Source organism: Mycolicibacterium sp. XJ662 (assembly GCF_053484035.1).
Genome location: NZ_JBEFTL010000012.1, coordinates 26,699 through 44,675 on the forward strand (window position 1 = coordinate 26,699; position 17,977 = coordinate 44,675).

Consider the following 17,977-nt stretch of genomic DNA (forward strand, 5'->3'; position numbering starts at 1 on the left):
AGGAGAGCAGCCGCGTGATCACCGCAACGGACCTCGAGGTCCGCGCCGGCGCGCGCACGCTGCTGTCCACCGACGGTTCGGCGCTGCGGGTGCAGCCCGGCGATCGCATCGGGCTCGTCGGACGCAACGGCGCGGGTAAGACGACCACGATGCGGATTCTGGCGGGTGAGGGCGAACCCTACGCCGGGAAGATCCTCCGGGCAGGTGAAATCGGTTACCTGCCACAGGATCCCAAAGAGGGCGACCTCGACATGCTGGCCCGCGACCGGGTGTTATCGGCGCGCGGCCTCGACACGCTGCTCTCCGATCTGGAAAAGCAGCAGGTGCTGATGGCCGAGGTCGCCGATGACACCGCCCGCGACAAGGCCGTCCGCCGCTACGGCCAGCTCGAGGAGCGCTTCGCCGCCCTGGGTGGCTACGCCGCCGAGAGCGAGGCGGGCCGGATCTGCGCGAGTCTGGGCCTGCCCGAACGGGTTCTCACCCAGCCGCTGCGCACGCTCTCGGGCGGACAACGGCGCCGGGTGGAGCTGTCGCGAATTCTGTTCGCCGCCTCCGAGGACGGCTCCGGCGCCTCGGGTTCGACGACCACGCTGCTGCTCGACGAGCCGACCAACCACCTCGACGCCGACTCGATCGGCTGGTTGCGCACCTTCCTGCAGAACCACACCGGCGGGCTGGTGGTCATCAGCCACAACATCGACCTGCTCGCCGACGTCGTAAACCGGGTCTGGTTCCTCGACGCCGTGCGCGGTGAGGTCGACGTCTACAACATGGGCTGGCAGCGCTATCTGGACGCCCGTGCCACCGACGAGCAGCGTCGCCGTCGGGAACGCGCCAACGCCGAACGCAAGGCGGCCGCGCTGCGCACCCAGGCCGCGAAGATGGGCGCCAAGGCGACCAAAGCCGTTGCCGCGCAGAACATGTTGCGTCGGGCAGACCGGATGATGGCCGCGCTCGACGAGGAGCGGGTGGCCGATAAGGTGGCCCGGATCAAGTTCCCGACGCCGGCCGCGTGCGGGCGCACCCCGTTGGTCGCCAAGGGGCTGACCAAGAACTACGGGTCGTTGGAGGTGTTTTCGGGCGTCGACCTGGCCATCGACCGTGGATCACGCGTGGTGGTGCTCGGCCTCAACGGTGCCGGCAAGACCACGCTGCTGCGCCTGCTGGCCGGCGTGGAGACACCGGACGCCGGCGCGATCGAGCCGGGCCACGGCATGAAGGTCGGATACTTCGCCCAGGAGCACGACACCCTCGACGACGCCGCCACGGTGTGGGAGAACATCCGCCACGCGGCACCCGACACCGGCGAGCAGGATCTGCGGGGGCTGTTGGGCGCGTTCATGTTCAGCGGTCCGCAACTCGAGCAGCCGGCAGGCACGTTGTCCGGCGGCGAGAAGACCCGGCTGGCCTTGGCCGGCCTGGTCGCCTCCACCGCCAATGTGCTGCTGCTCGACGAGCCGACCAACAACCTCGATCCCGCGTCGCGCGAACAGGTGCTCGACGCGCTGCGCAGCTACGTCGGCGCGGTGGTGCTGGTGACACACGATCCGGGCGCAGCCGAGGCGCTGGACCCGCAGCGGGTCGTGCTGCTGCCCGACGGCACCGAGGACTTCTGGTCCGAGGACTACGCGGAGCTGATCGAGCTCGCCTGACGGTCGGGCGGCGCGTGTAGCCGAATTGCGAACCGTTTCACCCAATTCCACCCACCGGGTGTAGCCGCTTCCTACCCTGGGTATCCGTCGGGGCATCACAAGTGCGCGGGGAGGTGCCAGGCAGGATGACCCAGAAAAAGTCCAGCAAACCACGAGACCAGCTCATGAACGAGTTGCGCAGCGCGTACGAGAACGGCGCGAGCATCCGGACGCTGGTCGCGTCGACCGGCCGCTCGTACGGCTCGATACACAGTATGTTGCGGGAGTCGGGCACGACGATGCGCAGCCGCGGTGGCCCCAACCACCGCAGCCGCCGTTAGCGTTGCTGCTGGCGCAGCGACGCCTCGACGAGGTCTAGTACGCCGCTGAGCTTTTCAGGATCGTCGCCTGACGCCAGCCGTGCAACCAGACCGTCGAGCACGAGGTCCAGGTAGGTCTGCAGGACGGCGCTGGGGACGTCGTCGCGTAGCCGCCCGGCCTGCTTCTGTCGCCGCAGCCGCGCGGTCGTGGCCGCGGACAGTTCGGCGGACCGCTCCTTCCAGCCGCGGTGGAACTCCGGGTCGTTGCGCAGCTTGCGGGCGATCTCCAGCCGGGTGGCCAGCCAGTCGAACTGATCGGGGGCGGCCAGCATGTCCCGCATCACCTGCACGAGGCCCTCGCGCGCCGCCACATCGGCCATCCGCTCGGCGTCCTCGCGCGCCAACTCGAAAAACAGCGTGTCCTTGTCGCGAAAGTGATGGAAGATGGCGCCGCGCGACAGCCCGATGGTCTGTTCGAGCCGTCGCACGGTCGCCTTGTCGTAGCCGTACTCCGCGAAACACTTCCGGGCGCCGTCGAGGATCTGACGACGGCGGGCCGCCAGATGGTCGTCGGTGACCCGCGGCATCCGTCAGGACTTCAACATGTTGCGCAACACGTACTGCAGGATGCCGCCGTTGCGGAAGTAGTCCGCCTCACCCGGAGTGTCGATCCGCACCACCGCGTCGAACTCGACGTCCTCGCCACCGTCCTTGCTGGCCTTCACCTTCACCGTCCTCGGCGTCTTGCCCTCATTGAGCGCTTCGATGCCGGTGATGTCGAACGTCTCGGTGCCGTCCAGGCCGAGGCTGCTCGCCGACTCGCCCTCCGGGAACTGCAGCGGGATGACGCCCATGCCGATCAGGTTGCTGCGGTGGATGCGTTCGAACGACTCGCAGATCACCGCCCGCACGCCGAGCAGCGTGGTGCCCTTGGCCGCCCAGTCCCGCGACGAGCCCGAGCCGTACTCCTTGCCGCCCAGCACGACCAGCGGAATATTCTGCGCCGCATAGTTTTGCGCGGCGTCGTAGATGAACGCCTGCTCGCCGTCCTTGGTGAAGTCACGCGTGTAGCCACCCGACACGTCGTCAAGCAGCAGGTTGCGCAACCGGATGTTGGCGAAGGTGCCGCGGATCATCACCTCGTGGTTACCGCGCCGCGAACCATAGGAGTTGTAGTCCTTGCGTTCCACACCGTTGGCCTCCAGGTACTGCGCGGCCGGCGTGCCGGGCTTGATGGCCCCGGCGGGGGAGATGTGGTCGGTGGTCACCGAGTCACCCAGCAGTGCAAGCACTCTGGCCCCGGCGATGTCGGACACCGGCTCCGGCTCCGCCGACATTCCGTCGAAGTACGGCGGCTTGCGCACGTACGTCGAGTCGGGGTTCCACTCGAAGGTGTTGCCGCTGGGCGTCGGCAGGTTGCGCCACCGTTCATCGCCCTTGAACACATCGGCGTAGTTCTTGGTGAACATCTCCTGGCTGATCGCCGAGGCGATGGTGTCGCTGATCTCCTGCTGCGACGGCCAGATGTCCTTGAGGTAGACCTCGTTGCCGTCCTTGTCCTTGCCGAGGCAATTGCTTTCGAAGTCGAAGTCCATCGAACCGGCCAACGCGTAGGCGATCACCAGAGGCGGCGACGCCAGATAGTTCATCTTGGTGTCCGGGTTGATGCGGCCCTCGAAGTTGCGGTTGCCCGAGAGGACGGCGGCCACCGCCAGATCGTTGTCGTTGACCGCTTGTGAGATCTCTTCGGGCAGCGGGCCGCTGTTGCCGATGCACGTTGTGCAGCCGTAGCCCACCAGGTAGAAGCCCAGCTTCTCCAGGTACGGCCACAGCCCGGCCTTGTCGTAGTAATCGCTGACGACCTGCGAGCCCGGCGCCATCGTGGTCTTCACCCACGGCTTGGTGGTCAGGCCCTTCTCCACGGCGTTCTTGGCCAGCAGTGCGGCCCCCAGCATCACCTCCGGGTTGGAAGTGTTGGTGCACGAAGTGATCGCGGCGATCACCACCGCGCCGTGGTCGAGCACGAACTCGCCGAGCTCATCGGATTTCACCTGCACCGGTTTGCTTGGCCGGCCTTCGGGTTCGACCGCCGCGGAGGCGATGTGCGCGGGCGGCTTCTTGCCGTTGAGGAACGACGTGTTGCGCACCGGATCGCTTGCCGGGAACGTCTCGTCGATGGCCTCGTCGAGTTGCGAGTACTCGCCGTTGAATTCGCCGTCGGCGACGTAATCGGCGATGTCGCGGCGGAAGGCGCTCTTGGCCTCCGTCAGCGCGATGCGGTCCTGCGGGCGCTTCGGTCCTGCGATCGACGGCACCACCTCCGACAGGTTCAGCTCGATGCACTCGCTGAACCTCGGCTCCCGACTCGGGTCGTGCCACATGCCCTGTTCCTTGGCGTAGGCCTCGACCAGCGCCAGCTGCTCGTCGCTGCGACCGGTGAACCGCATATAGCTGATGGTCTCTTCGTCGATCGGGAAAATCGCTGCGGTGGAACCGAACTCGGGGCTCATGTTGCCCAGAGTGGCGCGGTTGGCCAGCGGCACCTCGGCCACGCCGTCGCCGTAGAACTCCACGAACTTGCCGACCACACCGTGCTGGCGCAGCATCTCGGTGACGGTGAGCACGATGTCGGTGGCGGTGACACCCGGCTGGCGTTCGCCGGTCAGCTTGAACCCGACCACCGGCGGAATCAGCATCGACACCGGCTGACCCAGCATCGCCGCCTCGGCCTCGATACCGCCGACACCCCAGCCCAGCACGCCGAGCCCGTTGACCATCGTGGTGTGGCTGTCGGTGCCCACACAGGTGTCCGGATAGGCCACCCCGTCCCGGTCCATCACGACCGACGCCAGGTACTCGATGTTGACCTGGTGCACGATGCCGGTGCCCGGGGGCACCACCTTGAAGTCGTCGAACGCGCCCTGGCCCCAGCGCAGGAACTGATAGCGCTCCCCGTTGCGCTCGTATTCGATCTCGACGTTGCGTTCGAAGGCGTCGGCGCGGCCGAACAGGTCGGCGATCACCGAGTGGTCGATCACCAGGTCCGCGGGTGCCAGTGGGTTGACCTGCTCGGGGTCACCGCCGAGTTCGGCGATCGCCTCCCGCATGGTGGCCAGGTCGACGATGCACGGCACGCCGGTGAAGTCCTGCATCACCACCCGGGCGGGGGTGAACTGGATCTCCACGCTGGGTTCGGCCTTCGGATCCCAGTTGGCGATCGCCTCGATGTGCTCCTTGGTGATGTTGGCGCCGTCCTCGGTGCGCAACAGGTTCTCGGCGAGCACCTTGAGGCTGAAGGGCAGGTTCTCGGTACCGGGCACCGCGTCGAGGCGATAGATCTCGTAGCTCTTGTCGCCGACTTTCAAGGTGTCACGGGCATCGAACGAATTGAGGGACGAATTGGCGTTATTACCTTTGCTCACATCAACTCCCGGCTAGTTCTCGCCGCCGACGGGCTGAGTCGACGGCCCACGTAACCCTAACAGTACGCTTGTCCTGCAATACGGCCAGGGTCGTCGCTTTACGAGTACCCATAACGTACGGTTCTGACTGTGAACGGACCCCAGGTGCTCCCGTTTTTCCCCGGCTACATCCCGCCGGACGTCGACATGAACCAGATCAACGCCGACGTCGCCGACGACGGGGTCGCCGTGCCGCCCGCCGCCGCAGCCGACGTACCCGCGCTACGTCAGGTCGTCGAGCAGGCCGGCCAGGAAGGCATCGACCTCAAGATCGTCATCATCGAACACAACCCGCCGATCGACACCCCGCTGCGCGACATCGCGACCGAGGTCGGTCAGGCGCACCCGGGGTCCACGGTGCTGGTGCTCAGCCCGTCGGAGTCCGGCACGTACAGCCCGACCATCGACCGGGTCACGCTGGAGGCCGGCCAGGACGTCGCCGAGGGCCGCGGGCCAGTGCAGGGCGCGAAGAACTTTCTCGGCGAGGTGACCAGCGATCATTTTCCGTGGACGGCATTCACGCTATTGCTCGTAGTCGGGGTGGTGGCCGCCGTGATAGCGACCCGAATGTTGCAGGTTCGTAGCAAGCGCGTACTTTCCCGCGACTAACCTCAAAGTCCACGCCAGCCAGCAGCTTTTGTCTGCATTAGGTGTCGCCGGGCAAATGCAAAGATCACGGCGAGATAACACCTTCTGCAATTACAAAGTTGTAGTTTGTTACTAAAGTTTCCCCAGCGTCAGATGTGTCGTACGGTGCAAACGGTGGCTGATGTTGTAGTTGTGATTACTGTGACTTCTGCGTACTCAGGCGCCCGACGAATGTGCCCGCACGTTCGCGTCGAGCCATAGGAGACACGAGTCGATGAGACGCAAACCTGGCGCCTCTGTTTCGCGGCCGCGCGGACGTCTTTGCGCGGCTCTGCTTTCGGTAGGCCTGTTGTTCGCGACACCCGGTTTGTTGACACCGGCCCCCTCCGCCGCGCAACCCGGCGGGGCAGACGGAGTCGCCGAGCTTGTCGCCGCCGTCGCCAACGCCAACCAGAAGCTGCAAGACCTGGGCGCGGCGATCCAGGCCGAACAGGAGAGCGTCAACAAGGCGATCGTCGACGTGGCGACCGCGCGCGACAACGCCGCCGCCGCACAGCGCGAGGTCGAGGCGAGCAGTCAGCGGGTCGAGGACGCCAACCGGGCGATCGAGGCCGCACAGCAGCGGTTCGACAAGTTCGCGGCCGCCGCGTATGTCAACGGCCCCTCGGACTCGTATCTGACGGCAGGCGATCCGGGCGACATCCTCGACACCGTCGCCGTCGGACAGACCCTGGCGGTCAGCACCCAACAGGTGATCGAAGACCTGCAGCGGGCCCGCACCGAACAGGTGAACCGCGACTCCGCGGTGCGGTTGGCCAAGCAGAACGCCGACAAAGCCCTCGCTGAAGCCGAAGCCAGCCAGCAGGAAGCGGTTTCGGCGCTCAAGACCGCGCAGGGCACCTTCAGCGCGCAGCAGGCCGAGTTGGACAAGCTCACCGCCGAACGCGCCACCGCGCAGGCCAAGCTCAACGAGATCCGCCCGATGGCCGCGCAGGCACCGGCGCCGGCCAGCGGCCCGCAGCCGCAAGCGGCACCGGGGGCGCCGGCGAACCCGGCCGCCGACTGGGACCGCGCGCCCCAGAAGATCGACCCGGCCACCGGCAACTGGGCCACCGCGTGGGATCCGTTCCTGCCCGCCATTCCCAGCGCCTTCGTCAGCGGTGATCCGATCGCGATCATCAACGAGATCCTGGGCATCATGGCGACCTCGGCGCAGGTCACCCAGGACCTGGGCCGCAGCTTCCTGCAGAAGTTGGGGCTGCTGCCCACCCCGACCGGCTACACCAACGGCGCGATACCCCGCGTCCACGGCCGCCAAGCCACCGAGTACGTCATCCGGCGGGCCATGACCCAACTCGGGGTGCCCTACTCGTGGGGCGGCGGCAACGCGGCCGGTCCCAGCCGCGGCATCGACTCCGGTGCAGGCACAGTCGGATTCGACTGCTCCGGGCTGATGCTCTACGCGTTCGCCGGTGTCGGCATCAAGCTGGACCACTACTCGGGTTCGCAGTACAACGCGGGCCGCAAGGTTCCGTCGTCGCAGATGCGCCGCGGCGACATGCTCTTCTGGGGACCCAACGGCAGCCAGCACGTGGCCCTCTATCTCGGTGACGGCCAGATGCTCGAGGCGCCCTACACCGGGTCGGTGGTCAAGGTGTCACCGGTGCGCACCAGCGGCATGACCCCGTACGCGACACGTCTCATCGAGTGGTGACAGTAAGGACTCCCTTGCGTTTCAGGCTTTTTCGTTATCTCACCGGTCTGCTGCTCTGGGTAGCGGCCCTGGCGGTGGCGGCCGGGCTGGCCACGCCCACCGCGGCGGCGCCCAACGACGGCCAGTGGGATCCCACCCTGCCCAAACTGATCAGCGCCGGCGCGCCCGGGGATCCGTTGGCCATCGCCAACGCGTCGCTGGCGGCGACCGCCCAGGCCACCGAAGTCACGATGAACCTGGGCCGCAAGTTCTTGTCCACCCTGGGTCTCGCGCCACCGGAGGCGGCGGCGGCCGGCGTCGCGCCGGGCCGGGTGCGCGGCCCGCAGGCCATCGAGTACGTGATCCGTCGCGGCGCCTCGCAGATGGGTGTGCCCTACTCGTGGGGCGGCGGTAAGCCCAACGGCCCGAGCCGCGGCATCGACTCCGGCGCCAACACCGTCGGCTACGACTGCTCGGGGTTCACCCAGTACTCGTTCGCCGGGGTCGGCGTGCTGATCCCCAAGTATTCGGGCGACCAGTACGACACCGGGCGCAAGGTGCCGACCTCCCAGGCCAAGCGCGGCGACCTGTTGTTCTGGGGTCCGGGCGGCAGCCAGCACGTCGCGATCTATCTGGGCGGCGGGAAGATGCTCGAGGCGTCCGGCAGCGCAGGCAAGGTCACCGTCAGCCCGGTGCGACACGCGGGGCTGCAGCCATACGTGGCGCGGATCATCGAAAGCTGAACGCACGCTGAGCGCACGCTGAGGGATTCGACGTACCGTACGGGCAACGTCGACGGATTCCGAACTGCCTGGAATAGTTGACGACGAGCTACCGGCGCAGATCGGGCCGAGCCGCCATGACCAGCGAGTTGATGTGGAAGGAACGTTGATGACGTCACCGAGTGGGCCGCCGCAAGGCGCTGGAGGGTACTCCGGCCAGGCACCGGGGCAGGGTTACCCGCAGGGCTCACAGGGCTCACACGCCGCACCAGCAGGCACGGCCCCCTCCAACGGCGGGCTGCAGCAGGAGGTGCACACCCTCGAACGGGCGATCTTCGAGGTCAAGCGCATCATCGTCGGCCAGGACCAGCTGGTCGAGCGGATGCTCGTCGGGCTGCTGGCCAAGGGCCACGTGCTGCTCGAGGGCGTACCGGGGGTGGCCAAGACCCTGGCCGTGGAGACCTTCGCCAAGGTGGTGGGCGGCACCTTCGCGCGCATCCAGTTCACCCCCGACCTGGTGCCCACCGACATCGTCGGCACCCGCATCTACCGGCAGGGCAAGGAGGAGTTCGACATCGAGCTCGGCCCGGTGGTGGTCAACTTCCTGCTCGCCGACGAGATCAACCGCGCCCCGGCCAAGGTGCAGTCGGCGCTGCTGGAGGTCATGGCCGAGCGCAAGATCTCGATCGGCGGCAAGACGTTTCCGCTGCCGCAGCCGTTCCTGGTGATGGCCACGCAGAACCCGATCGAGCAGGAGGGCGTCTACGCGCTGCCCGAAGCCCAGCGTGACCGCTTCCTGTTCAAGCTGAACATCGACTACCCGACACCCGAGGAAGAGCGCGAGATCATCTACCGGATGGGCGTCAAGCCGCCGGAACCCAAACAGGTGCTCGCCCCCGGTGATCTGCTGCGCCTGCAGGACGTGGCGGCCAACACCTTCGTGCACCACGCCTTGGTCGACTACGTCGTGCGCGTGGTCACCGCCACCCGCCAGCCCGAAAAGTTCGGGATGCCCGACGCCAAGGCGTGGATCGCCTACGGCGCCTCGCCGCGTGCGTCGCTGGGCATCATCGCGGCATCGCGTGCGCTCGCACTCATCCGGGGCCGCGACTACGTGGTCCCGCAGGATGTCGTCGAGGTGATCCCTGACGTGCTGCGGCACCGGTTGGTGCTGACCTACGACGCGCTCGCCGACGAGATCTCGGCCGAGACGGTGATCAACCGCATCCTGCAGACCGTGGCCCTGCCGCAAGTGAATGCCATTCCGCAGCAAGGTCATTCGGTGCCGCCCGTCGTGCCCGCCGCCGCAGGCGCGGCCAGCAGTCGGTGACTAGTTCGCGGCGCCCGGTCGACCTGCCGTCGCTCAAGCGCGGGGAGATCCGTGATCCCGCGCTGAGCGCGGCGCTGCGCAAGCTCGAGCTGACGGTGCGGCGCAAGCTCGACGGTGTGCTGCACGGCGATCACCTCGGGCTGCTGCCCGGCCCGGGTTCGGAACCGGGGGAGTCGCGGCTCTACCAGCCCGGCGACGACGTGCGCCGGATGGACTGGTCGGTCACCGCACGCACCACCCATCCACACGTGCGCCAGATGATCGCCGACCGCGAGCTGGAGACGTGGCTGGTGGTCGACATGTCGGCCAGCCTGGACTTCGGCACCACCGGCTGCGAGAAGCGCGACCTCGCGGTGGCCGCCGCCGCGGCGATCACGTTCCTCAACAGCGGTGGTGGCAACCGGATCGGTGCCGTCATCGCCAACGGCGACACGGTGCGCCGAGTGCCCGCGCTGTCGGGCCGCATGCACGAGCAGCAGATGCTGCGCACCATCGCGACGATGCCCAAGGCGCCGACGGGTGTGCGCGGAGATCTGGCCGCCGCGATCGACGCGCTGCGCCGTCCGGAACGCCGCCGCGGCATGGCGGTGATCATCAGCGACTTCCTCGGCCCGATCAACTGGATGCGCCCGCTGCGCGCCATCGCAGGCCGTCACGAAGTGCTCGGCATCGAGATCATCGACCCGCGCGACGTCGAGCTGCCGCCGGTGGGCGAGGTCGTCCTGCAAGACGCGGAAACCGGTGTGACCCGCGAGTTCACCATCGACGAGCAGCTACGCGACGACTTCGAACGCGCCGCGGCCGCACACCGCGCGGAGGTCGCCAGAACGCTGCGGCGCTGCGATGCGCCGCTGTTGACGCTGCGCACCGACCGGGACTGGATCGCCGACGTCGTCCGATTCGTCGCCAACCGCAGGCGCGGTGCGCTGGCGGGCCACGCCTGATCGGGTTGGCCGTGAAATGATTAGGCGCACATGACATTGCCGTTGCTCGGTCCGATCACCCTCTCGGGCTTCGAACACGCTTGGTTCTTCCTGTTCTTCCTCGTGGTGCTCGCGGTGATCGGGCTCTACATCATCGTTTCGCTGTCGCGGCACCGGCGCATGCTGCGCTTCGCCAACATGGAGTTGCTGGAAAGCGTTGCGCCCAAACGGCAGACACGCTGGCGGCATCTGCCCGCGATCCTGCTCGTGGCCGCATTGGTGTTCTTCACCGTGGCGATGGCCGGGCCGACGCACGACGTTCGCATCCCGCGCAACCGCGCGGTGGTGATGCTGGTGATGGACGTGTCGCAGTCGATGCGGGCCACCGACGTGCTGCCCAACCGGATGGCCGCCGCCCAGGAGGCGTCCAAACAGTTCGCCGACGAACTCACCCCGGGCATCAACCTCGGGCTGATCTCGTATGCGGGTACGGCCACCGTGCTGGTGTCGCCGACGACCGGGCGCGAGGCCACCAAGAACGCGATCGACAACCTGCAGTTCGCCGACCGCACCGCGACCGGCGAGGGCATTTTCACCGCGCTGCAGGCGATCGCCACCGTCGGCGCGGTGATCGGCGGCGGCGACGAACCGCCGCCGGCGCGCATCGTCTTGTTCTCCGACGGTAAGGAGACCGTGCCGTCGAACCCGGACAACCCCAAGGGTGCCTACACCGCGGCCCGCACCGCCAAGGACCAGGGCGTGCCGATCTCGACGATCTCGTTCGGCACGCCGTACGGCTACGTCGAGATCAACGAGCAACGCCAACCGGTGCCCGTCGACGACGAGATGCTCAAGAAGATCGCCGATCTGTCCGGCGGCGAGGCGTTCACCGCGTCCAGCCTCGAACAGCTGCGCGAGGTGTACGCCAACCTGCAGCAGCAGATCGGCTACGAGACCATCAAGGGTGACGCAAGCACCGGCTGGCTGCGGCTGGGAGCGCTGGCGCTGGCGCTGGCAACGCTTGCGGCGCTGGCCATCAACCGTCGGCTGCCGAACTGAGGCGAGAGCTAAGAAGATATGAACCTTCCGCTGCTGGGACCGGTATCGCTGACGGGCTTCCAACACATCTGGTGGTTCGTGCTGTTCCTGGTCGTGGTGCTGGGTCTGGCGGCCTTCTACGTCATCACCCAACTCGCCAGGCGCCGGCGGCTGCAGCAGTTCGCCAACACCGAGCTGCTCGACAGCGTCGCGCCGAAACGGCCGAGCCCGTGGCGGCACGTTCCGGTGGCGTTGCTGGGAATCGCGTTGCTGCTGTGCACGATTGCGCTTGCCGGGCCCACCCACGATCAGCGGCTCCCACGCAACCGTGCGGTCGTGATGCTCGTCATGGACGTGTCGCAGTCGATGAAGGCCACCGACGTCGAACCCAGCCGCCTGGCGGCCGCGCAGGAAGCGTCGAAGAACTTCGTCGACGAACTCACCCCGGGCATCAACCTGGGCGTGATCGCCTATGCCGGTACCGCGACGGTGCTGGTCTCGCCGACCACCAACCGCGACGCCAGCCGGCGCGCCATCGAAAACTTGCAGGTGGCCGACCGCACCGCAACCGGTGAGGCGATTTTCACCGCGCTGTCGTCGATTTCGACCGTCGGCGCGGTCATCGGCGGCGGCGACACCCCGCCGCCCGCGCACATCGTGTTGTTCTCCGACGGTAAGGAGACCTCGCCGAACAACCCGGACAATCCCAAGGGCGCCTACACCGCGGCCCGGGCCGCCAAGGACCAAGGCGTGCCGATCTCGACGATCTCGTTCGGCACCGCCAACGGTTCGGTCGAGGTCAACGGTGAGCGGGTGCCGGTGCCCGTCGACGACGCGATGTTGAAGCGCATCGCCGAACTCTCCGGCGGCGAGGCCTACACCGCGGCCAACCTCGATGAGCTCAACAAGGTCTACGACACGCTTCAGGATCAGATCGGCTATGAGACCGTCCGCGGCGAGGCCACCACGGGCTGGTTGCGGTTGGCCGCGCTGGTGGCCGCCATCGCGGCCGTGGCGAGCCTGTTGATCAACCGCCGGCTGCCGCTGTGACTTTTTACGCCCAACGGGACAAACCGGCGGAGTGATTTCAGTCAACCGCAGCCCGCACGTTAGGTTGGCGGGCATGACCGAGACTGCAACAGGTGAATCGGCCAGCCAGACGCCCGGCGCCCGTCCGCCGTTCGTGTCCCGTTCGGTGCTGGTCACCGGTGGTAACCGGGGTATCGGGTTGACGATCGCGCAACGCCTGGCCGCCGACGGGCACAAGGTGGCCGTCACGCACCGCGGTTCGGGTGTGCCCGACGAGAACCTGTTCGCCGTCGAGTGCGACGTCACCGACAGCGCCGCCGTCGACCGCGCGTTCACCGAGGTCGAAGAGCATCAGGGCCCCGTCGAGGTGCTGGTCTCCAACGCCGGCATCTCCAAGGACGCCTTCCTCATCCGGATGACCGAGGAGCGGTTCGAGGAGGTCATCAACGCCAACCTCACCGGCGCGTTCCGGGTGGCCCAGCGCGCGTCACGCACCATGCAGCGCAAGCGTTTCGGCCGGATCATCTTCATCGGGTCGGTGTCGGGCATGTGGGGCATCGGCAACCAGTCCAACTACGCGGCCGCCAAGGCCGGCCTGATCGGCATGGCCCGCTCGATCTCCCGTGAGCTGTCGAAGGCCAACGTCACCGCCAACGTGGTGGCCCCCGGCTACATCGACACCGAGATGACCCGTGCGCTCGACGAACGGATTCAGGCCGGGGCGCTGGACTTCATCCCGGCCAAACGGGTCGGCACCGCCGAGGAGGTGGCCGGCGCGGTCAGCTTCCTGGCGTCCGAGGACGCGTCTTACATTGCCGGCGCGGTGATCCCGGTCGACGGCGGCATGGGCATGGGCCACTAGAAGAGATAAAAGGAGGCTTCACATGCAACTTCTACAGGGTAAGCGCATCCTCGTCACGGGGATCATCACCGATTCTTCGATCGCATTCCACATCGCGCGGGTGGCACAGGAAGCCGGCGCCGACGTGGTGCTGACCGGATTCGACCGGATGAAGCTCATCCGGCGCATCGCCGACCGGTTGCCGAAGGAGGCGCCGCTACTCGAACTCGACGTGCAGGACGAGAAGCACCTCGACACGCTCGCCGACCGGATCACCGAGGCGATCGGTGACGGCAACAAACTCGACGGCGTGGTGCACTCGATCGGGTTCATGCCGCAATCGGGGATGGGCATCAACCCGTTTTTCGACGCGCCCTACGAGGACGTCTCCAAGGGCATCCACATCTCGGCCTATTCGTACGCCTCGCTGGCCAAGGCGACGCTGCCGATCATGAACCGCGGCGGCAGCATCGTCGGCATGAACTTCGACCCCACCCGCGCGATGCCCGCCTACAACTGGATGACGGTGGCCAAGAGCGCGCTGGAGTCGGTCAACCGGTTCGTCGCCCGTGAGGCCGGCCCCCACGGAGTGCGGTCCAATCTTGTTGCGGCAGGCCCGATCCGCACGCTGGCGATGAGCGCGATCGTCGGCGGTGCGCTGGGCGAGGAAGCCGGTGAGCAGATGCGGCTGCTCGAGGAGGGCTGGGACCAGCGCGCGCCCGTCGGCTGGGACATGAAGGATCCGACCCCGGTCGCCAAGACGGTGTGCGCCCTGCTCTCGGACTGGCTGCCCGCCACCACCGGCACGGTGATCTACGCCGACGGCGGCGCCAGCACGCAGCTGCTGTAAGCGATGGTCGACCCGGCCTTTGACGCCGTCCTGCTGCTGTCGTTCGGCGGGCCGGAGGGTCAGGCCGACGTGATGCCGTTCCTGGAGAACGTCACCAGGGGCCGCAACATCCCGCGCGAGCGGCTGGCCGACGTCGCCGAGCACTACCTTCACTTCGGCGGAGTGTCGCCGATCAACGGGATCAACCGCGCGCTGATCGACCAATTGCGTGAGCTCATCGACGTTCCGGTCTATTTCGGCAACCGCAACTGGCAGCCGTATGCCGAAGACACCGTCGCCGCGATGGCCGATGACGGCGTTCGGCGCGCGGCGGTGTTCGCCACGTCGGCGTGGGGCGGCTACTCCAGCTGCACCCAGTACGTCGAGGACATCGCCCGGGCGCGCGCGGCCGCGGGCGAGCGCGCCCCGCATCTGGTCAAACTGCGCCAGTACTACGACCATCCGCTGTTCGTGCAGATGTTCGCCGACGCCGTCACCGCCGCCGCGCAGACCGTACCCGACGGTGCGCGGCTGGTGTTCACCGCGCACTCCATCCCGCTGTCCGCCCGGTCCCGTTGCGGTCCGGACCTTTACGCGCGCCAGGTCGCCCACGCCGCCCGGTTGGTCGCGATCGCGGCGGGCTACGACGACTACGACCAGGTGTGGCAATCACGCTCCGGCCCACCACAGGTGCCGTGGCTGGAACCCGATGCGGCCGACCACCTCACCAAGCTCGCCGACGGCGGCACGACGGCGGTGATCGTATGTCCCATCGGTTTCGTCGCCGACCACATCGAGGTGGTGTGGGATCTGGACCACGAACTGCGGCTGCAGGCCCACGGCGCCGGCATCGCGTTCGCGCGGGCCGCCACCCCCAACGCCGACCTCGCGCGGGTGGCCGCCGACCTGTTCGACGAGCTGCGCGCCGGACGCGAACCTGCCCGCGTCACTACGGCGAACCCGCCTCCGCTGCAGGGATATTCGATCGACGGGGTGGTGTGCACCCCCAACTGCGAGGGTTAGTCACGCCACGCGGAGTGCAGGATCTCGGTGACCGCAGCCAACCGCGCCGAACGCACCACGGCCGAAAGCGGCTGCAGCACATCGGAGGCCAGCCGTAGCTCCGAGGAGCTGTGCAGGCCGATGGGAATCAGCCCTGCGCTCACGGTGATGATCGCGTCGACCTGTGCCGCGTTCTCGAGCACTCGAAGCGCCCGGGTCGACGCATGGTCGGGGAGCCGGTGTCGGCGCTCGGATTCCAGCACCTGGGCCACCAGCCCGCGCGGGTCGTCGACATCCAACTCTGCGGCGCCCGCGCGCAACGTGGCCAACGCCTCCGCCGCCGAACGCACCGCCGAGCGCAACTCGTACTCGGCGTCCCCGAGATCCGGCACCGCCGCGGGCGCAACGGCGGGCACCGAGTAGACGGTCCACGCGATCGCGCACGGATACGCATCCTCGTCGGCGTCGTCCTCGAGGTCGGCAAGCTCCGGGTACTCGAAATCAGGTACCAGCCCGACGGCCTCAGCGCCGTCGCCGGTGACGATGACGGCCTCGCCGGCCGTCACCGCATCGCGCTGGAACTGGGTTCCGGCCGGTAAACCACGCACGTCGCCGGGGACCGGCAGCGCGAGCACCACCGGGGGAGTCGACCTCGTGCCCGACGCGGTGCGCAACGTCTGAAGCATCGAGACCGCGCCCGCATCGACCAGATCCGGCCACGGCAGGCCCGTGCGGCCGGCCGCGACGGAGTCATAGGCGAGAACGGAATGCTTTGGTGCCCAAAGTGATAACGCATCGAGGAGATCGTCGGGAGCGGCCGCACCTGCGAGCCAGGCGTTGGCCCACACCGACAACGAAACACTGGGACACCACATGATGGTCGCAGTGTAGTTGTTCACCGGGGCGTATCGCGGACCCGCGCTAGGCTGGCGGTATGCCCGCTGCATTGATCTGGCTTGTCGCCGCGCTGGCCCTCGCCGGGGCCGAAGCGCTGACCGGCGACATGTTCCTGCTCATGCTCGGCGGCGGCGCGCTGGCCGCGGCGGGCTCCAGCCTGATCTTCGATGAGCTGTGGGTCCACGGCGTGGTGTTCGCGGTTGTGTCGGTGCTGCTGCTGGTGCTGGTGCGGCCCGCACTGCGCAGGCAAGTCCAGTCCGGACGCGGCCTGCCCGAGCCGGCCAAGGCGCTGGAGGGCAAGAGCGCGCTGGTGCTCGACCGGGTGGCGCGACATGAGGGACAGGTCAAGCTCGACGGTGAGGTCTGGACCGCGCGCCCGCTGAACTCAGACGATGTGTACGAACAGGGCGACCACGTGACCGTGGTGCACATCGACGGCGCCACCGCCGTCGTCCACAAGCTCGACTAGAGGCACGAAAGAAGGAACCACCATGGACGGTGCCATAGCCGGTTTGATCCTCCTCGCGGTGTTGGTGGTGTTCGCCGCCATCGTCGTCGCCAAGGCGGTCGCGCTGATTCCGCAGGCCGAGGCCGCGGTCATCGAGCGGCTGGGCCGCTACAGCCGCACGGTCAGCGGCCAGCTGACGCTGCTGGTGCCGTTCGTCGACCGCATCCGCGCCAGGGTGGACCTGCGCGAACGCGTGGTGTCGTTTCCGCCGCAGCCGGTGATCACCGAGGACAACCTCACGGTCGCGATCGACACGGTGGTCTACTTCCAGGTCACCAACCCGCAGGCCGCGGTCTACCAGATCAGCAACTACATCGTCGGTGTCGAGCAGCTGACCACGACGACGCTGCGCAACCTGGTCGGTGGGATGACACTGGAGCAGACGCTGACCTCGCGCGACCAGATCAACACCGCGCTGCGCGGTGTGCTCGACGAGGCCACCAACCGCTGGGGGCTGCGGGTGGCGAGGGTGGAGTTGCGCGCCATCGACCCGCCGCCCTCGATCCAGGATTCGATGGAAAAGCAGATGCGCGCCGACCGGGAGAAGCGCGCGATGATCCTGACCGCCGAGGGTCAACGCGAGTCGGCGATCAAGCAGGCCGAGGGGCAGAAGCAGGCGCAGATCCTGGCTGCCGAGGGCGCCAAGCAGGCAGCGATCCTGGCGGCGGAGGCCGATCGCCAGTCGCGGATGTTGCGGGCCCAAGGTGAGCGCGCCGCCCAGTACCTGCAGGCCCAGGGTCAGGCCAAGGCGATCGAGAAGACGTTCGCCGCGATCAAGGCCGGCCGTCCGACGCCTGAGCTGTTGGCCTACCAGTACCTGCAGACCCTGCCGCAGATGGCCAAGGGGGAGGCCAACAAGGTGTGGCTGGTGCCAAGCGATTTCGGCGCCGCGCTACAGGGCTTCGCCAAGCAACTCGGCGCCCCCGGCGACGACGGCGTGTTCCGCTACACCCCGTCGCCGGTCGAGGACGATCTGCCCAAACCCGAAGACGACTCCGACGAAGTGGCCGACTGGTTCTCCACCGAGACCGATCCGGCCATCGCGCAGGCCGTCGCCAGGGCCGAGGCAGAAGCCCGCACTCCGGTGCAGCAGCCGGGTTACCCTGCGCCGCAACTGGATCGGTCGCCGAGCACCCAGCCCGAAGGCTGAGCCGGCGACCTCCAG

Annotated in this window: 17 protein-coding genes; 14 read left to right on the forward strand and 3 right to left on the reverse strand. The window is 67.7% G+C overall.

Annotation, left to right across the window (positions count from 1 at the left end):
* The first annotated feature begins 14 nt into the window (after window positions 1-14).
* Together ABQE93_RS23655 and ABQE93_RS23660 are read left to right on the forward strand one after the other, a co-directional pair.
* The gene (locus tag ABQE93_RS23655; RefSeq protein WP_448410988.1) at window positions 15-1,652 is read left to right on the forward strand and encodes an ABC-F family ATP-binding cassette domain-containing protein; all 1,638 of its coding nucleotides are present in this window, start codon (window positions 15-17) and stop codon (window positions 1,650-1,652) included.
* 125 nt (window positions 1,653-1,777) lie between these two features.
* Window positions 1,778-1,972, forward strand: a complete 195-nt coding sequence (locus tag ABQE93_RS23660; RefSeq protein ID WP_448410987.1) for a helix-turn-helix domain-containing protein — start codon at window positions 1,778-1,780, stop codon at window positions 1,970-1,972.
* Here ABQE93_RS23660 and ABQE93_RS23665 read toward each other — a convergent pair.
* Both ABQE93_RS23665 and ABQE93_RS23670 read right to left on the reverse strand, forming a co-directional pair.
* Window positions 1,969-2,538 (reverse strand): TetR/AcrR family transcriptional regulator, encoded by a 570-nt coding sequence (locus ABQE93_RS23665; protein ID WP_448410986.1) that lies wholly within the window; start codon window positions 2,536-2,538, stop codon window positions 1,969-1,971. The two genes, ABQE93_RS23660 and ABQE93_RS23665, sit on opposite strands and share 4 nt — an antisense overlap.
* Before the next feature lie 3 nt (window positions 2,539-2,541).
* On the reverse strand, window positions 2,542-5,373 hold the full coding sequence (locus tag ABQE93_RS23670; protein ID WP_448410985.1) for an aconitate hydratase: 2,832 nt from the start codon (window positions 5,371-5,373) through the stop codon (window positions 2,542-2,544).
* Between the two features lie 129 nt (window positions 5,374-5,502).
* Between ABQE93_RS23670 and ABQE93_RS23675 the strand changes: the two genes are divergently transcribed.
* The 10 genes from ABQE93_RS23675 (at window position 5,503) to ABQE93_RS23720 (ending at window position 15,428) form a co-directional block, all read left to right on the forward strand.
* Window positions 5,503-6,021 carry an Rv1476 family membrane protein gene (locus ABQE93_RS23675; protein WP_448410984.1) on the forward strand — a complete coding sequence of 173 codons (519 nt, stop codon included), beginning with the start codon at window positions 5,503-5,505 and terminating at the stop codon, window positions 6,019-6,021.
* Between the two features lie 253 nt (window positions 6,022-6,274).
* Window positions 6,275-7,714, forward strand: a complete 1,440-nt coding sequence (gene ripA / locus ABQE93_RS23680) for an NlpC/P60 family peptidoglycan endopeptidase RipA (protein WP_448410983.1) — start codon at window positions 6,275-6,277, stop codon at window positions 7,712-7,714.
* A gap of 14 nt (window positions 7,715-7,728) precedes the next feature.
* Window positions 7,729-8,436 carry an NlpC/P60 family peptidoglycan endopeptidase RipB gene (gene ripB, locus ABQE93_RS23685; protein WP_448394351.1) on the forward strand — a complete coding sequence of 236 codons (708 nt, stop codon included), beginning with the start codon at window positions 7,729-7,731 and terminating at the stop codon, window positions 8,434-8,436.
* A 148-nt stretch (window positions 8,437-8,584) separates the two neighbouring features.
* Entirely contained in the window at window positions 8,585-9,745 is a 1,161-nt protein-coding gene (gene moxR1, locus ABQE93_RS23690) for a chaperone MoxR1 (RefSeq protein WP_448410982.1), read from the forward strand.
* Entirely contained in the window at window positions 9,742-10,689 is a 948-nt protein-coding gene (locus ABQE93_RS23695) for a DUF58 domain-containing protein (RefSeq protein ID WP_448394353.1), read from the forward strand. The genes moxR1 and ABQE93_RS23695 overlap by 4 nt, the downstream gene beginning before the upstream one ends.
* 30 nt (window positions 10,690-10,719) lie before the next feature.
* Window positions 10,720-11,727 (forward strand): VWA domain-containing protein, encoded by a 1,008-nt coding sequence (locus ABQE93_RS23700; RefSeq protein WP_448410981.1) that lies wholly within the window; start codon window positions 10,720-10,722, stop codon window positions 11,725-11,727.
* Window positions 11,728-11,745: 18 nt separating this feature from the next.
* Window positions 11,746-12,756, forward strand: a complete 1,011-nt coding sequence (locus ABQE93_RS23705; protein WP_448410980.1) for a VWA domain-containing protein — start codon at window positions 11,746-11,748, stop codon at window positions 12,754-12,756.
* A 73-nt stretch (window positions 12,757-12,829) separates the two neighbouring features.
* The gene (gene fabG, locus ABQE93_RS23710; protein ID WP_448410979.1) at window positions 12,830-13,597 is read left to right on the forward strand and encodes a 3-oxoacyl-ACP reductase FabG; all 768 of its coding nucleotides are present in this window, start codon (window positions 12,830-12,832) and stop codon (window positions 13,595-13,597) included.
* Window positions 13,598-13,619: 22 nt separating this feature from the next.
* The gene (gene inhA, locus ABQE93_RS23715) at window positions 13,620-14,426 is read left to right on the forward strand and encodes an NADH-dependent enoyl-ACP reductase InhA (protein WP_448410978.1); all 807 of its coding nucleotides are present in this window, start codon (window positions 13,620-13,622) and stop codon (window positions 14,424-14,426) included.
* A gap of 3 nt (window positions 14,427-14,429) precedes the next feature.
* Complete coding sequence (locus ABQE93_RS23720) at window positions 14,430-15,428, forward strand: ferrochelatase (RefSeq protein ID WP_448410977.1); 999 nt, start codon at window positions 14,430-14,432, stop codon at window positions 15,426-15,428.
* Here the strand turns inward: ABQE93_RS23720 and ABQE93_RS23725 are convergent.
* Window positions 15,425-16,282 (reverse strand): Rv1486c family protein, encoded by an 858-nt coding sequence (locus tag ABQE93_RS23725; RefSeq protein WP_448410976.1) that lies wholly within the window; start codon window positions 16,280-16,282, stop codon window positions 15,425-15,427. The two genes, ABQE93_RS23720 and ABQE93_RS23725, sit on opposite strands and share 4 nt — an antisense overlap.
* Window positions 16,283-16,341: 59 nt before the next feature.
* Between ABQE93_RS23725 and ABQE93_RS23730 the strand changes: the two genes are divergently transcribed.
* Together ABQE93_RS23730 and ABQE93_RS23735 are read left to right on the forward strand one after the other, a co-directional pair.
* Window positions 16,342-16,773: an NfeD family protein gene (locus tag ABQE93_RS23730; protein ID WP_448410975.1), complete on the forward strand. Its 432-nt coding sequence runs from the start codon at window positions 16,342-16,344 to the stop codon at window positions 16,771-16,773.
* A gap of 22 nt (window positions 16,774-16,795) precedes the next feature.
* A complete protein-coding gene (locus ABQE93_RS23735) occupies window positions 16,796-17,962 on the forward strand; it encodes an SPFH domain-containing protein (protein WP_448410974.1) in 1,167 nt (388 codons plus the stop codon).
* Window positions 17,963-17,977: the final 15 nt, after the last annotated feature.

What these genes read in the sequence shown, in the direction of transcription:
- ABQE93_RS23735 (WP_448410974.1), top strand. Translation starts at nt 16,796, where the DNA reads ATGGACGGTGCCATAGCCGGTTTGATCCTCCTCGCGGTGTTGGTGGTG.
- inhA (WP_448410978.1), top strand. Translation starts at nt 13,620, where the DNA reads ATGCAACTTCTACAGGGTAAGCGCATCCTCGTCACGGGGATCATCACC.
- ABQE93_RS23725 (WP_448410976.1), bottom strand. Translation starts at nt 16,282, where the DNA reads ATGTGGTGTCCCAGTGTTTCGTTGTCGGTGTGGGCCAACGCCTGGCTC.
- ABQE93_RS23660 (WP_448410987.1), top strand. Translation starts at nt 1,778, where the DNA reads ATGACCCAGAAAAAGTCCAGCAAACCACGAGACCAGCTCATGAACGAG.
- ABQE93_RS23730 (WP_448410975.1), top strand. Translation starts at nt 16,342, where the DNA reads ATGCCCGCTGCATTGATCTGGCTTGTCGCCGCGCTGGCCCTCGCCGGG.
- ABQE93_RS23705 (WP_448410980.1), top strand. Translation starts at nt 11,746, where the DNA reads ATGAACCTTCCGCTGCTGGGACCGGTATCGCTGACGGGCTTCCAACAC.
- moxR1 (WP_448410982.1), top strand. Translation starts at nt 8,585, where the DNA reads ATGACGTCACCGAGTGGGCCGCCGCAAGGCGCTGGAGGGTACTCCGGC.
- ripA (WP_448410983.1), top strand. Translation starts at nt 6,275, where the DNA reads ATGAGACGCAAACCTGGCGCCTCTGTTTCGCGGCCGCGCGGACGTCTT.
- fabG (WP_448410979.1), top strand. Translation starts at nt 12,830, where the DNA reads ATGACCGAGACTGCAACAGGTGAATCGGCCAGCCAGACGCCCGGCGCC.
- ABQE93_RS23720 (WP_448410977.1), top strand. Translation starts at nt 14,430, where the DNA reads ATGGTCGACCCGGCCTTTGACGCCGTCCTGCTGCTGTCGTTCGGCGGG.
- ABQE93_RS23700 (WP_448410981.1), top strand. Translation starts at nt 10,720, where the DNA reads ATGACATTGCCGTTGCTCGGTCCGATCACCCTCTCGGGCTTCGAACAC.
- ABQE93_RS23665 (WP_448410986.1), bottom strand. Translation starts at nt 2,538, where the DNA reads ATGCCGCGGGTCACCGACGACCATCTGGCGGCCCGCCGTCGTCAGATC.